This window comes from Streptomyces sp. P9(2023) (genome assembly GCF_032436795.1).
Classification (GTDB): domain Bacteria; phylum Actinomycetota; class Actinomycetes; order Streptomycetales; family Streptomycetaceae; genus Streptomyces.
This window is the reverse complement of sequence record NZ_JAUPWM010000004.1, coordinates 355177-368143: the sequence shown is the minus strand read 5'-3', so window position 1 is coordinate 368143 and position 12967 is coordinate 355177. Positions and strand designations below refer to the sequence as shown.

Annotated in this window: 14 protein-coding genes and 1 pseudogene; 7 read left to right on the top strand and 8 right to left on the bottom strand. The window is 70.5% G+C overall.

Annotated features, from left to right (window positions below; all coding sequences use genetic code 11):
• Positions 1 to 47: 47 nt before the first annotated feature.
• On the top strand, positions 48 to 410 hold the full coding sequence (locus Q5762_RS08885; RefSeq protein ID WP_315891443.1) for a helix-turn-helix domain-containing protein: 363 nt from the start codon (positions 48 to 50) through the stop codon (positions 408 to 410).
• Between the two features lie 389 nt (positions 411 to 799).
• Here Q5762_RS08885 and mgrA read toward each other — a convergent pair whose 3' ends face one another.
• Positions 800 to 1837 (bottom strand): L-glyceraldehyde 3-phosphate reductase, encoded by a 1038-nt coding sequence (gene mgrA / locus Q5762_RS08880; protein WP_315891442.1) that lies wholly within the window; start codon positions 1835 to 1837, stop codon positions 800 to 802.
• A gap of 111 nt (positions 1838 to 1948) precedes the next feature.
• Here mgrA and Q5762_RS08875 point away from each other — a divergent pair, with 111 nt between their 5' ends.
• The 5 genes from Q5762_RS08875 (at position 1949) to Q5762_RS08855 (ending at position 7705) form a co-directional block, all read left to right on the top strand.
• Positions 1949 to 2710: an isoprenyl transferase gene (locus Q5762_RS08875; RefSeq protein ID WP_315891441.1), complete on the top strand. Its 762-nt coding sequence runs from the start codon at positions 1949 to 1951 to the stop codon at positions 2708 to 2710.
• A gap of 311 nt (positions 2711 to 3021) precedes the next feature.
• On the top strand, positions 3022 to 4344 hold the full coding sequence (locus tag Q5762_RS08870; protein WP_315891440.1) for a PhoH family protein: 1323 nt from the start codon (positions 3022 to 3024) through the stop codon (positions 4342 to 4344).
• Positions 4345 to 4730: 386 nt separating this feature from the next.
• Entirely contained in the window at positions 4731 to 5429 is a 699-nt protein-coding gene (locus Q5762_RS08865; protein WP_315891439.1) for a transglycosylase SLT domain-containing protein, read from the top strand.
• A 114-nt stretch (positions 5430 to 5543) separates the two neighbouring features.
• Positions 5544 to 7019 (top strand): AI-2E family transporter, encoded by a 1476-nt coding sequence (locus Q5762_RS08860; protein WP_315891438.1) that lies wholly within the window; start codon positions 5544 to 5546, stop codon positions 7017 to 7019.
• On the top strand, positions 7016 to 7705 hold the full coding sequence (locus tag Q5762_RS08855; RefSeq protein ID WP_315891437.1) for a hypothetical protein: 690 nt from the start codon (positions 7016 to 7018) through the stop codon (positions 7703 to 7705). Before Q5762_RS08860 ends, Q5762_RS08855 begins: the two co-directional genes overlap by 4 nt.
• On the opposite strand, the gene Q5762_RS08850 is transcribed toward Q5762_RS08855, so the two are convergent.
• The 3 genes from Q5762_RS08850 to Q5762_RS08840 all read right to left on the bottom strand — a co-directional run bounded on the left by Q5762_RS08850 (position 7695) and on the right by Q5762_RS08840 (position 9569).
• Positions 7695 to 8330, bottom strand: coding sequence for a Uma2 family endonuclease (locus tag Q5762_RS08850; protein WP_315891436.1), 636 nt, complete (start codon positions 8328 to 8330; stop codon positions 7695 to 7697). The two genes, Q5762_RS08855 and Q5762_RS08850, sit on opposite strands and share 11 nt — an antisense overlap.
• A 144-nt stretch (positions 8331 to 8474) precedes the next feature.
• Positions 8475 to 9008 (bottom strand): alkyl hydroperoxide reductase, encoded by a 534-nt coding sequence (locus tag Q5762_RS08845; protein ID WP_147980985.1) that lies wholly within the window; start codon positions 9006 to 9008, stop codon positions 8475 to 8477.
• A gap of 6 nt (positions 9009 to 9014) precedes the next feature.
• Positions 9015 to 9569, bottom strand: coding sequence for a peroxiredoxin (locus Q5762_RS08840; protein WP_315891435.1), 555 nt, complete (start codon positions 9567 to 9569; stop codon positions 9015 to 9017).
• Positions 9570 to 9701: 132 nt separating this feature from the next.
• Here Q5762_RS08840 and Q5762_RS08835 point away from each other — a divergent pair, with 132 nt between their 5' ends.
• Positions 9702 to 10655: a hydrogen peroxide-inducible genes activator gene (locus Q5762_RS08835; RefSeq protein ID WP_315891434.1), complete on the top strand. Its 954-nt coding sequence runs from the start codon at positions 9702 to 9704 to the stop codon at positions 10653 to 10655.
• A gap of 25 nt (positions 10656 to 10680) precedes the next feature.
• On the opposite strand, the gene Q5762_RS08830 is transcribed toward Q5762_RS08835, so the two are convergent.
• The 4 genes and pseudogenes from Q5762_RS08830 to Q5762_RS08815 all read right to left on the bottom strand — a co-directional run bounded on the left by Q5762_RS08830 (position 10681) and on the right by Q5762_RS08815 (position 12958).
• Positions 10681 to 10821 carry a hypothetical protein gene (locus tag Q5762_RS08830; RefSeq protein ID WP_315891433.1) on the bottom strand — a complete coding sequence of 47 codons (141 nt, stop codon included), beginning with the start codon at positions 10819 to 10821 and terminating at the stop codon, positions 10681 to 10683.
• A 2-nt stretch (positions 10822 to 10823) separates the two neighbouring features.
• The gene (locus Q5762_RS08825; RefSeq protein ID WP_315891432.1) at positions 10824 to 11339 is read right to left on the bottom strand and encodes a hypothetical protein; all 516 of its coding nucleotides are present in this window, start codon (positions 11337 to 11339) and stop codon (positions 10824 to 10826) included.
• A 35-nt stretch (positions 11340 to 11374) separates the two neighbouring features.
• Positions 11375 to 12262, bottom strand: a complete 888-nt coding sequence (locus Q5762_RS08820) for an FtsX-like permease family protein (protein ID WP_315891431.1) — start codon at positions 12260 to 12262, stop codon at positions 11375 to 11377.
• 8 nt (positions 12263 to 12270) lie between these two features.
• Positions 12271 to 12958: pseudogene (locus Q5762_RS08815) on the bottom strand (ABC transporter ATP-binding protein).
• Positions 12959 to 12967: the final 9 nt, after the last annotated feature.

The following is a 12967-nucleotide window of genomic DNA, read 5'->3' as shown; positions in this document are numbered from 1 at the left end:
TCCTGTCCGGCTTGACCGAACAGTCGGGACGAATCGAGGAGTTGGTCATGGCCAAGGGGAAGACGACGTACGACTGCGGGCTCGACGCGGCCGTCGATGTCGTCGGCGGCAAGTGGAAACCGCTCATCCTGTGGGCGCTCCACGCGAACGGCACGACCCGTTTCGGCGAGCTGCGGCGGCAGATCGTCCGGGTCAGCGAGAAGGTGCTGATCCAGCAGCTGCGCGAGCTGGAGGCGGACGGCATCGTCCACCGGGAGGTCTATCCGGAGGTCCCGCCCCGGGTGGAGTACTCCCTGACCCCGCTCGGCGAGGCGCTGAACACCGCGCTGGTGCCCCTGGGGGTGTGGGGCGACCGCTTCATGACGGAGATCCTCGCGATCAAGGAAGCCCGGCGCGAGGAGGCTGCCTGACCTGTGGTTCGGCGGCGCCGGTCCGTCAACCGGGGGCCTCTCCCCGGGGGTCCCTCTTGGGAGGTACGGAACCCGCCGCCACGCCGTGGCGTAAACCCGTCGGCGGGCCGTACGGCCCTTGTCCCGACCGGGCTCCGGGGAATCCGGGGCGGACCGTCGGCGCCGCATGGCAAGCAGCACCGGTTATGAAGGGTTATGGTGGAAACCCCCCCTCGGGCCGGTCCGTATCCCCCCCACGGACCGGCCCGTTTTTTCTTTGCCCAGGCCCGGTCCGGAGCCTCAGCCCCGCCGGAGCCCGGTCCGGAGCCTCAGCCCCGCCGGAGCCCCGAGCCTCAGCCCCGCCGGAACCCGGCCCCCGCCCGTCGCCTCAGCCTCCGGGACCCGTCGCCTCAGCCCCGGCCGGCCCAGATGTTGGTGCCCTCGGTGTCGACGGCGAAGGAGTCGATCTCCTTCAGCTCCTCGTCCGTCAGCGGAGGTCCGGCGAGCGCGGCCACGTTCTCCTCCAGCTGGGCGACGCTGGACGCGCCGATCAGCGCCGAGGTCATCCGCTCGTCGCGCAGCACCCACGACAGCGCCAGCTGCGCCAGCGACTGGCCGCGCCGCTCGGCGATGTCGGCCAGGCCGCGCAGCCGCCGCAGGACCTCGTCGGAGAGCAGGTTCGGGTCGAGGGACTTGCCCTGCGTCGCCCGCGAACCCTCCGGGATGCCCTTCAGATACTTGTTCGTGAGCAGACCCTGCGCGAGGGGCACGAAGGAGATGCAGCCCATGCCGGCCGCCTCCAGCGTGTCGAGGAGGGCGTCCTCCTCGGTCCAGCGGTTGATCATCGAGTACGACGGCTGGTGGATGAGCGCCGGGACGCCCATCTCCTTGAGGATCCCCGCGGCCTCGGCCGTCTGCTCACTGTTGTACGAGGAGACGCCGACGTACAGCGCCTTGCCCTGCTGGACGGCGGAGGCGAGCGCCCCCATCGTCTCCTCCAGCGGGGTGTGCGGGTCGAAGCGGTGCGAGTAGAAGATGTCGACGTAGTCGAGGCCCATCCGCTTCAGGGAGGCGTCGAGCGAGGACATCAGGTACTTGCGGGAGCCCCACTCGCCGTACGGGCCGGGGTGCATCTCGTACCCCGCCTTGGTGGAGACGATCAGCTCGTCCCGGTACGGCGCGAAGTCCTGGGCGAAGAGCTTGCCGAAGTTCAGCTCGGCGGAGCCGGGCGGCGGCCCGTAGTTGTTCGCCAGGTCGAAGTGGGTGACGCCGAGGTCGAAGGCGCGGCGCAGGATCGCGCGCTGCGTGTCGAGCGCCTTGTCGTCGCCGAAGTTGTGCCAGAGGCCCAGTGAGACGGCGGGGAGCTTGAGACCGCTGCGACCCGTGCGGCGGTACTCCATGTGCTCGTAGCGGTCCGCGGAGGCGGTGTAGATCGGGGAATCAGTCACGCCACACTGCTTATCACGGACTTGTGACAGTCCCGGGCTGGGAGCCTGTTACCCGTCCGCAGTAATGTGTCGGCTTCGGGGGCCGCCCGCAGCATGGAGGGGTTAAGAACAGTGAACCTGCGCGACCTGGTGTACGGGCTCTACGCACGCCGGGTGGAAGGCCGCCTCGACCACGCCCAGGTGCCCAAGCACATCGGTGTCATCCTCGACGGCAACCGGCGCTGGGCCAAGGCCTCCGGTGGGACCCCCGAGCAGGGCCACAAGGCCGGCGCGGACAAGATCCAGGAGCTGCTCGGCTGGAGCGCCGAGACCGACGTCGAGGTCGTGACGCTCTGGATGCTCTCGACGGACAACCTGAACCGGCCCGAGGACCAGCTCCGCCCGCTGCTCGCGATCATCGAGGACGCGGTGCGCGCGCTGGCCGCCGACGGCCGCTGGCGGGTGAACCACGTGGGCACGCTCGACCTGCTGCCGGCTCGTACGCAGTCCGTGCTGAAGGAGGCCGAGCAGTCCACGCACGACAACACGGGGATACTCGTGAACGTCGCGGTGGGTTACGGCGGCCGTCAGGAGATCGCGGACGCGGTCCGCTCGCTGCTCCTGGAGCACGCGGAGAAGGGGACGAGCTTCGAGGAGCTCGCCGAGATCGTCGACGTCGAACACATCTCGGAGCACCTGTACACGCGCGGCCAGCCCGACCCGGACCTGGTGATCCGGACCAGCGGCGAGCAGCGGCTCTCCGGCTTCATGCTGTGGCAGAGCGCGCACTCGGAGTACTACTTCTGCGAGGTCCACTGGCCGGCCTTCCGTAAGGTCGACTTCCTGCGGGCGCTGCGCGACTACGCCGCCCGGCACCGCCGTTACGGCACCTGAGTCCGTCACCCCGGAAGACCGACTCCGCGGGAGCGATCACCGGACGTTCGACTCTGTTCACGAACACGTCGTCATATGCCATGGCATGGCGGCGCGCGATCGAGGGAATACCCCTTCCAGAGTGAGCGGCACGGAGACCGCCACCCGGGAGGCCCGTTGCACCAGGACGACCGTGCAGGACATGTACGGACGGAGCGGAGGGCCGGAGCTCGGCCCGCGCATCGTGGCCAGAGCCCGGTCCCATCCCGCAGCGACACCGCTTCCGTCGCGCCCCGACCTCTCAGGGGTCGTCAAAGGGGGTCTGTCCTTCCGTGGTGACCAGCACTAAGCGCCGCTTGTCCGACAGGCGCACCTATGTACTCGACACCAGCGTCCTGCTGGCCGACCCCAACGCCGTGTCACGGTTCGACGAGCACGAGGTCGTGCTCCCGATCGTCGTGGTCACCGAGTTGGAGGCCAAACGGCACCACCCCGAGCTCGGCTACTTCGCCCGGGCGGCCCTGCGCCTCCTGGACGACTTCCGGGTCCGGTACGGGCGCCTGGACTCGCCGCTCCCCATCGGGGACCTGGGCGGCACCCTGCGTGTCGAGCTGAACCATTCCGACCCCGGAGTGCTCCCGGCCGGCTACCGGCTGGGGGACAACGACTCCCGGATCCTCGCGGTCGCGCGCAACCTCCAGGCCGAGGGGTACGACGTCACGGTCGTCTCCAAGGACCTGCCGCTGCGCATCAAGGCGTCCTCGGTCGGGCTCCTCGCCGAGGAGTACCGCGCGGAACTCGCCATCACGGACTCCGGTTGGACCGGAATGTCCGAACTGGCGCTCTCCGCCGACCAGGTGGACATCCTCTACGACCAGGAGACGCTGTACGTGCCGGAGGCCGCCGAGCTTCCGGTGCACACGGGTCTGGTCCTGCAGTCCGAGCGGGGCAAGGCGCTCGGCCGGATCACGGCGGAGGGCAACGTCCGTCTTGTGCGCGGCGACCGGGAGGCGTTCGGCATCCGTGGCCGCAGCGCCGAGCAGCGGATCGCGCTCGATCTGCTCCTCGACCCGGACGTCGGCATCATCTCGATGGGCGGCCGGGCCGGTACGGGCAAGTCGGCGCTGGCGCTCTGCGCGGGCCTGGAGGCGGTCCTGGAGCGCCGGCAGCACCAGAAGGTGATGGTGTTCCGTCCTCTGTACGCGGTCGGCGGGCAGGAGCTCGGCTATCTGCCGGGCAGCGAGGCCGAGAAGATGAGCCCGTGGGCTCAGGCGGTCTTCGACACGCTGTCGGCCGTGGCGGGCCGCGAGGTCATCGAGGAGGTGCTCGGCCGGGGCATGCTGGAGGTCCTGCCGCTCACGCACATCCGGGGCCGCTCCCTCCACGACGCGTTCGTCATCGTGGACGAGGCACAGTCCCTGGAGCGGAACGTCCTGCTGACCGTTCTGTCCCGGATCGGGGCGAACTCCCGTGTCGTACTGACCCATGACGTGGCCCAGCGGGACAACCTGCGGGTCGGCCGGTACGACGGAGTGGTCGCCGTCGTCGAGAAGCTGAAGGGGCATCCGCTCTTCGCGCACGTCACGCTGACGCGTTCGGAGCGTTCGCAGATCGCCGCGCTGGTGACCGAAATGCTGGAGGATGGCCAGATTTGACCTGATTGATCCGAGTCGAACCATCCCGTACGGGTACGGGAGTTGGCGCCGCCCGGCCGAGCGCAGGAGCTTAGCCGGGCGGCGTCGTGCTGTCCGGTAAATCGGCCAAATCTTCCGTGACTTGCGAGGTGTGAGCTTTCACACGCAACACAGAATTGCCTTGCGGTGTCGCCGTCCGGCAGAGTCTTGCTTCCGTCAGGCCCCCGCATACGGCCCACGTGCACCTCCACGGGTGCTGCACCACACAACTCAACAGCCGTTCGCCGTATGCCGCCCACAGCACCACGGGCCCGTGTCTTCTGTGACCCAGTACGTCGGAGACCAGCGCAAGGGGCAAGATTTCGCCCGCTTGGTCACCTGCGTGGGCGATGCTGGAAGGAAACCGTGTGAGCCGGATCTCGGTCCGGGGATTCGCGGTGGCTTCGGCCACTGCGGTCACCACCGTCGGCGCCGTCGTGGGCGTCGCCTCGGGCGATGCCCAGCCCTCGAACGACAACTTCGAGGCCACCGCGGCGGACACCACGCTGCTCGCGGACATCCCCGTGGGCGAGCAGGCCCAGGTACAGGTCTCCTCGCTCTCGGAGCAGGCCGATGTCCAGGCCGCCGCGGCCGACTCGGCCGCGAAGAAGTCCGCGGAGGAATCGGCCCGCATCCAGGCCGCCAAGGACGCCGAGTCCAAGAAGAAGGCGGCCGACAAGGCGGAGCAGGAGCGCAAGGAGCGTGAGGAGGCCGCCGAGCGCGCCGAGCGTTCCTCGGTCCGTGACGCGTCGAGCTTCTCCTCCCAGGCGTCGTACTCCATCGCCGAGGTCAAGGCGATCGCCCGGCAGATGATCCCGGCCTCACAGTTCCAGTGCTTCAGCACCATCGTGGAGCGCGAGTCCGGCTGGAACTACCGCGCGACCAACCCGTCCTCGGGCGCCTACGGTCTCGTCCAGGCCCTCCCCGGTACGAAGATGGCGTCGGCGGGCGCCGACTGGCAGACGAACCCGACCACCCAGATCAAGTGGGGCCTGAACTACATGAACAACCGCTACGGCAGCCCCTGCGGCGCGTGGACCTTCTGGCAGGCCAACCGCTGGTACTAGTACCGGCGCTCTCAACCTCGCGGAGCCCCTCACCGTCCTACGGTGGGGGGCTTCATGCGTGTAGGTTCGGGCCCACGTGCTCCCCGGAGGAGTGAGCGGGGGAGAGGGAAGAAGATGTCGAGACTGCCGGGATGGCTGAGCCGGCTGGGCGACGAGCTCAGCCGCATGGGGGAGCGCCTGGACGAACGCCGTGTGCGCGCGGAGCGCGCGGGCGGGGGCGCTGGTGAGGCCGACGCAGCGCAGCCGGAAGCGGAGGCTGCGGCCGGCTCCGTACCGTCGAAGGCCGACTCGGCTACGGCGGAACCGGCGACGGACTCGGCGGTGACCGGTTCCGCGAAGGCCGACTTCGCGAAGCCGGACTCCGCGACTTCCGCGTCGCCCGGCTCCTCGCCGGCCGTCTCCGTACCCGCGCCGCCGGACTACGCCCCCGCCATAGCGGCCCGTCCCGACCCCGTCGCGGCGATTCCGTGGGGCATGCGGGTCGCGGCCGAGGCGGGCTGGCGGCTGCTCGTGCTCGCGGGCACGGTCTGGGTGCTGATGAAGGTGATCAGCTCGGTGCAGCTGGTCGTGCTCGCCTTCGTCGCCGCGCTCCTCATCACCGCGCTGCTCCAGCCCACCGTGGCCCGGCTGCGCAAGATGGGTCTGCCGCGCGGGGTCGCCACGGCCGTCACCGCCGTCTCCGGCTTCGTGGTGATGGGGCTGGTGGGCTGGTTCGTGGTCTGGCAGGTCATGGACAACATCGACAACCTCTCGGACCGGGTCCGGGACGGTATCGAGGAGCTCAAGCGCTGGCTGCTCGACAGCCCGTTCCATGTGACCGAGAAGCAGATCAACGACATCGCCAAGAACCTCAGCGACACGATCGGCTCGAACACCGAGCAGATCACCTCCGCCGGGCTCCAGGGCGTGACCGTCATCATCGAGGCGATCACCGGGATACTGCTGGCGATGTTCTCGACCCTCTTCCTGCTCTACGACGGGAAGAAGGTCTGGCAGTGGACGCTGAAGCTGGTGCCGGCGCAGGCGCGGCCGGGTGTCGCGGGCGCGGGCCCGAGGGCCTGGCGGACTCTCACCGCGTACGTACGGGGAACGGTGCTCGTCGCCCTGATCGACGCGGTCTTCATCGGGCTCGGCCTGTACTTCCTGGACGTGCCGATGGCCGTGCCGCTGGCCGTCTTCATCTTCCTCTTCGCGTTCATCCCGCTCGTGGGTGCGGTCATCTCGGGCGCGCTCGCGGTCGTGGTCGCGCTGGTCACCAACGGGGTGTTCACGGCCCTGATGGTGCTGGTGGTGGTCCTGGCCGTGCAGCAGATCGAGGGCCATGTGCTGCAGCCGTTCATCCTGGGCCGCGCGGTCCGGGTCCACCCGCTCGCCGTCGTCCTCGCGGTCGCGGCCGGCGGTCTGACGGCGGGCATCGGCGGCGCGGTGGTGGCGGTACCGCTGGTCGCGGTCACCAACACGGTGGTCGGCTACCTCCGCGCGTACAGCCACGAACAGGCCCTGCTCTCCACGCCCGAGCCGCGCGGCGCGACCGCCTTCGCCGTCGCGCCGACCCCGGCGCCGGGCTCCCGGGACCGGGACCGGCTGTGATATCCGAACCGGAACTGGAGGGCGGCGACGGCTTCCCGGCCGGCCGGCTGCTCGCGCCGGAGACCGTCGAGCGGGACGTGTCCCGCCCGCCCCGGCCCTGGCTGTGGGCGCTGGGCGGTGCGGTGGTGGCCTCGGCGGTGTGGGCCGGCGGACTGTACGCGTACGAGCGGAGCCGGGAGGGCGGGCCGGACCTCGCGGGCTACCGGACCGTGACGGACCTCTGCGCGCGGGCCGAACTGAAGGGGCTGGCCGGGGTGCTTGGCGTGAAGTCCGCGGACGTGGGGACGTTCTCGGAGAACCACGCGGCGCTGGACACGGCGGAGTGCTCGGCGACGCTGGGCCCGCCGGAGACCGGCTACCGCGTCTCGCTCACCTACCGGCTGCACAAGGTGACCGACCCGGAGCCGGAGTTCGAGGCTCGCTACGAAGGTTCCGCGTACGGGGAGTTCGAGCGCGTGGACGGGCTGGGGGAGACGGCCTTCTTCCTCCTGCACCCGGCCGACGAGGGTGCCGAGATGGCTGTACTGGACGGCCAGGTCGAGCTGGAGCTCTCGCTCAGCAAGCGCAACGCCTGGGACGAGGACGCCGGCGAGGAGAAAGCCGCGGTCGGGAGGGTCGACCTCTCGGGCATCGACACCGTCCTCGCGCAGGACCTGACCGCGCTGATGGCGGCGCTCAAGAAGTGACGGGGCGCGGCTTGCGCCGCCCGGCGTCCAGGAGTTCGGTCACGTCCAGGGTCACCTTGGCGCCGAGGGAGTCGGGGAGCGTGACCTGCTGCCCCCGGGCATGGAGGCTGTAGTGCTCGTACCGCGCCTCCGCGGGGGCGGGGGCGGTCAGCAGGTGGACGCGGTCGCCCTTGCGGTCCACGATCACGTAGACCGGGATGGCTGCCTGGGCGTAGGCGGCGACCTTGTTCTTGAGGTCGTTGTTGAAGTTGCTGGAGGTGACTTCGAGGGCCAGGCGGAAGCAGATCGGGTCGTAGCAGTTGTTCTCGATGAGGTGATCGTCGAAGTCGGCGTCGACGACCGCGAAGTCGGGAATCGCGTAGTCCTCCGGCCCCGTGGGAAGCCACAGGCCGATGCCCTGGAGCACATCCGTTTCTTCGCCGTCGTCCAGATTGGCGGCGAAGAAGGGCCGCATGAGACGGCTGAGGGCTCGGGCGTGAGGTCCGTCCGAGGGGGGAGCCACAGTGACATTTCCTCCGATGATCTCGACGCGATGGCCGGGAAGCTGCTCCATGAGCCTGTTGGCTGTCTGGAGCAGGGACTCCGGCTCGTCGTCCCAGGGCTGCTCGACTGCTGCGGCAGACATTGCGGCCTCCTGTCAGGGCTTGGTGTCGAGAACATCATCGTAGGGCGGGACCTCGTGCTGTGTCCCGTAAGCGAGTATCCGCCCGAACGCGTGAAAGGGCCCGGGGTATATGCCCCGGGCCCTTTCACTCACACATCACACGCCCTACTCGGCGAGCAGCGCCTCCGCGTCCAGCGTGACGCCGACCGCCTGGATCACCGAGGCGATCTTGACGGCCTCCTGGATCGTCTCGCGGTCGACGCCGGCCTTGCGCAGGACCTGCTCGTGCGAGTCCAGGCACTGGCCGCAGCCGTTGATCGCCGAGACGGCCAGCGACCACAGCTCGAAGTCGACCTTCTCGACGCCCGGGTTGCCGATGACGTTCATCCGCAGACCGGCGCGCATCGTCCCGTACTCCGGGTCCGACAGCAGGTGCCTGGTTCGGTAGAAGACGTTGTTCATCGCCATGATCGCGGCGGCGGACTTGGCCGCCGTGTACGCCTCGGGCTTGAGGTTGGCCTTGGCCTCCGGCTCCAGCTCCGCCAGGACCTTCGGCGAGCGCGAGGCGATCGCGCAGGCCAGGACCGTGCCCCAGAGCTGCTGCTGCGGGAGCTCGCTGTTGCCGATGACCGAACCGAGGTTCAGCTTCAGGTCCTTGGCGAAGTCCGGGATGGCGGACTTGAGTTCGTCGAGAGCCATGTCAGATCACTCGCCCGACAGGAGCGAGGCCGCGTCGAGGGTGGTCTCGCCCTTGTTCCAGTTGCACGGGCACAGCTCGTCGGTCTGCAGGGCATCGAGGACCCGCAGAACCTCCTTGGGGTTACGGCCCACGGAGCCGGCGGTCACCATGGTGAACTGGATCTCGTTGTTCGGGTCCACGATGAAGACGGCGCGCTGGGCGAAGCCGTCCTCGCCCTCGACACCGCAGTCGCGCATGAGCTCGTGCTTGGAGTCGGCGAGCATCGGGAAGGGCAGGTCACGCAGGTCGGCGTGGTCCTTGCGCCAGGCGTGGTGGACGAACTCCGAGTCGCCGGAGACGCCGAGGATCTGGGCGTCGCGGTCCGCGAACTCGTCGTTCAGCTTGCCGAAGGCGGCGATCTCGGTCGGGCAGACGAAGGTGAAGTCCTTGGGCCAGAAGAACACCACGCGCCACTTGCCCTCGTAGGACTTGTGGTCGATCTGCTCGAACTCCTTGCCGCTCTCCAGCGACACGCAGGCGGTCAGGTCGTAAGTGGGGAACTGGTCACCGACAGTGAGCACGCGCTCTCCTTGCAGGCTGGAAGATCCCTTTTGGGGCTTCCGTGAGGGGTTGGACGGACCTTCATCCTGGCACGGGGTGCATTGATCAGTGAAATAGCTAGACTGGGTCGCGTTGATCGAAGGTGGTTATCAGTGGTCTCGGTACGGCGTGTGAAGCAGCCCAGCTTGTCCCAGCTCAGAGCGTTCGCGGCGGTCGCGGAGCAGCTGCACTTCCGGGACGCGGCGGCGGCGATAGGAATGAGCCAGCCGGCGCTGTCGGGCGCGGTCTCGGCCCTCGAAGAGGCACTGGGTGTCCAGCTCCTTGAGCGTACGACGCGGAAGGTGCTGCTCTCGCCTGCCGGCGAGCGCCTCGCGGTACGGGCCCGGGCCGTCCTGGACGCCGTCTCCGAGCTGATGGAGGAGGCCGAGGCGGCGCAGGCCCCGTTCACCGGCGTGCTGCGGCTCGGCGTGATCCCGACCGTCGCCCCGTACCTGCTGCCGACCGTCCTGGGCCTGGTCCACGAGCGCTACCCGGAGCTCGACCTCCAGGTCCACGAGGAGCAGACCTCCTCGCTCCTGGACGGGCTCGCGGCCGGCCGGCTCGACCTGCTGCTGCTCGCCGTGCCGCTCGGTGTCCCCGGCGTCACCGAACTCCCGCTCTTCGACGAGGACTTCGTGCTCGTCACCCCGCAGGGCCATCCGCTGGCCGGGCGGGCCGACATCCCGCGCGAGGCCCTCAAGGAGCTCAACCTGCTGCTGCTCGACGAGGGGCACTGCCTGCGCGACCAGGCCCTCGACATCTGCCGGGAGGCCGGGCGCACCGAAGGGGCCCCGGTCACCACCACCGCGGCCGGCCTCTCCACGCTCGTGCAGCTGGTGGCCGGCGGGCTCGGGGTGACCCTGCTGCCGCGCACGGCCGTCAAGGTCGAGACCGCGCGCAACGCGGCCCTGTTCACCGGCCGCTTCACAAAGCCGGCGCCCACCCGGCAGGTCGCGCTCGCGATGCGTACGGGCGCGGCCCGCCAGGCCGAGTTCGAGGAGCTGGCGGCCGCTCTGCGCGGGGCGATGAAACGGCTTCCGGTACGGGTGGTGGGCACCGGCCCCTGAGCCGTACCGACCACCCGTAACCCTCCTACTCCGTTCTCAGGCCGTCCGAGCGCATCAGGCGCCACAGCGGCGGCAGGGACAGCAGGGTCACCGCCACCACCATCGCCGCGCCGACGCCCGTCACGGGCAGGATGACCCACCAGTCCACGACCTGCTTGCCGATCATCTTCAGGAGCACCACGCCGAGGCCGAGCCCGCCCGCGACGGCGAGTGCCAGGCCGAGGCCGATCGGGACCGCCGTCCGTACTGGGCGTCCCGTTCGGTGTCCTGGAGGGTGCGGACCCGGGCCGGCAGGTCGATCGGCGCCGCCGTGTTCCGTACGTGCTCGGCGGCGTCCGGCACCGTCTCGTCGACGCGCACCAGAGCGGTCGCCTCCGGGCCGTCAAGGCGGGCGACGTCGATCGCCGAGGGGGTGGCGAAGATCCCGAACTGGTACCTGCCGACCGGGTCGAGGCGCGCGTCGACCGTGCGGGCCGACTCGGGGATCCGCCAGGTCGGCACGGGCGTGCGCTGGTGCTCCTGCGGGTCCCGGAGGGCGACCAGGGCGCCCGGCCGGGCCGTCTCCTTGACCCAGTCGTCGGGCGCGCCGCCCTGCGCGCCGTGCGACAGGGCGACGAAGACGTCGCCGTCCTCGCACGACGGCAGCCGCGCCAGCTCCTTGAGCGAGGGGCAGTCGCCGACCACGAGCGAGGTGATCGGGCCGAACTCCTCGCCCTTCTTCAGCGGTCCGGGCCGCCACGCGTTCGCCTCGATCGTGCCGACGACACCTGCACCAGGCCGACGAGCTGCCGGCCCGCGGCGAAGAAGACCGCGCCGAGCGCGAGTCCGAGGAGCGCGCTCGCGAGGGACTCGCCGGCCGCGATCCGCCGCACCATGGCCGTGTCCGCGCCGACCAGGCGCAGCGCGGCGAGCCGCCGGTCGCGCTGCTCGCCGCCGAAGCGGACGGCGGTCGCGATGAAGACGAGGACCGGCAGGAGCAGGACGACGCAGGCGATGACGACGAGCAGGAGCAGGAGGGCGTTCAGCGGTTCCTCGGGCACCGACCAGCCGTACGCCCGGCCCCGCCCGTCGTAGGTGTCGGTGGTGAGGGTGTCGCTGCCGGCGACGTACCGCAGTTCGGCCGGGCCGATGAGTCCGGGCTCGCCGATGGTGCCGGTGATTCGGTACGGCAGCCGTTCCCTGAGCAGGGCGCCCGACGGGGAGCCGAGCAGCTCGCCGAGCGCGGGGGAGACCCACATCTCGCCCGGCGGGGGGAGCTTCGGCAGCCCCGGCGGGGTGGGCGCGTCCGGGCCCTCGGGGCGTACGACGAGTCCGGTGACGGCCTTGCCGTGGTAGACGGTGGCCGGGGTGGCGTAGAGGAAGGAGTCCTTGGTGGGGCTCGGGTTCTCCCCGCTCGCGTCGACGCTCCGCTGCGACTCGCGGACCTCGCGGGCGAACGACATGTGCGGGACGGAGGAGGCGAGGAGCAGCAGGGCGACGCCGAGGCCGATGCCGACGGCCGTCAGGGCCGTACGGATCCAGCCGCGGCGGCCTCCGGTGACCGCGAACCGGGTGCCGAGCGCGAGGTCGCGGGACCAGGTACGGAGCTTCACCCCGGGGATGCTCATACCGCCCACTACGAGTCGCGCACCGCACCGTCGCGGACGACGACCTCGCGGTCCGAGTAGGCGGCCACCCGGGCCTCGTGGGTGACGAGGACGACGGCGGCTCCGGTGTCCCGGGCGGCGTCGGTGAGCAGCCGCATCACGCGCTCGCCGTTGAGCGAGTCGAGGGCGCCGGTGGGTTCGTCGGCGAAGAGCACGCGCGGGGCGGTCACGAGCGCGCGGGCGACGGCGATCCTCCCCCTGGGCCCCGAGGGCCGGGGGGACCCCCAGGCCCTGGCCGCCGGATATCTCGCCGGGCCGCTTGCCGGCGACGTCGCCGACCTCCAGCCGGTCCAGCCACTCCTCGGCGCGGGCGTCGGCGGCCTTGCGGCGTTCGCCGTTCAGCCGCAGCGGCAGGGCGACGTTCTCGGCGCAGGTCAGCTCGGGCACGAGCCGGCCGAACTGGAAGACGAAGCCGAAGTCGGTGCGGCGGAGCGTGCTGCGGGCGCTGTCGGAGAGGGCGGTGAGCTCACGGCCGTCGTAGCGGATGGTGCCCGCGTCGGGCCGGACGATCCCGGCGAGGCAGTGCAGCAGCGTGGACTTGCCCGAGCCCGAGGGGCCCATGACGGCGACGACCTCGCCGGCCCGGATGGCGAACTCGGCGCCCGAGAGCGCGGGGGTCGGGCCGTACGTCTTGGTCAGACCGGTCGCCCGGAGCAGGGGCGGCGG

Coding starts and splice junctions, on each gene's coding strand:
- Q5762_RS08845 (WP_147980985.1), bottom strand. CDS start 9,008: ATGGCTCTCGACGAACTCAAGTCCGCCATCCCGGACTTCGCCAAGGAC.
- Q5762_RS08830 (WP_315891433.1), bottom strand. CDS start 10,821: ATGATCGGCAAGCAGGTCGTGGACTGGTGGGTCATCCTGCCCGTGACG.
- Q5762_RS08820 (WP_315891431.1), bottom strand. CDS start 12,262: ATGAGCATCCCCGGGGTGAAGCTCCGTACCTGGTCCCGCGACCTCGCG.
- Q5762_RS08860 (WP_315891438.1), top strand. CDS start 5,544: ATGTCGAGACTGCCGGGATGGCTGAGCCGGCTGGGCGACGAGCTCAGC.
- Q5762_RS08850 (WP_315891436.1), bottom strand. CDS start 8,330: ATGTCTGCCGCAGCAGTCGAGCAGCCCTGGGACGACGAGCCGGAGTCC.
- Q5762_RS08885 (WP_315891443.1), top strand. CDS start 48: ATGGCCAAGGGGAAGACGACGTACGACTGCGGGCTCGACGCGGCCGTC.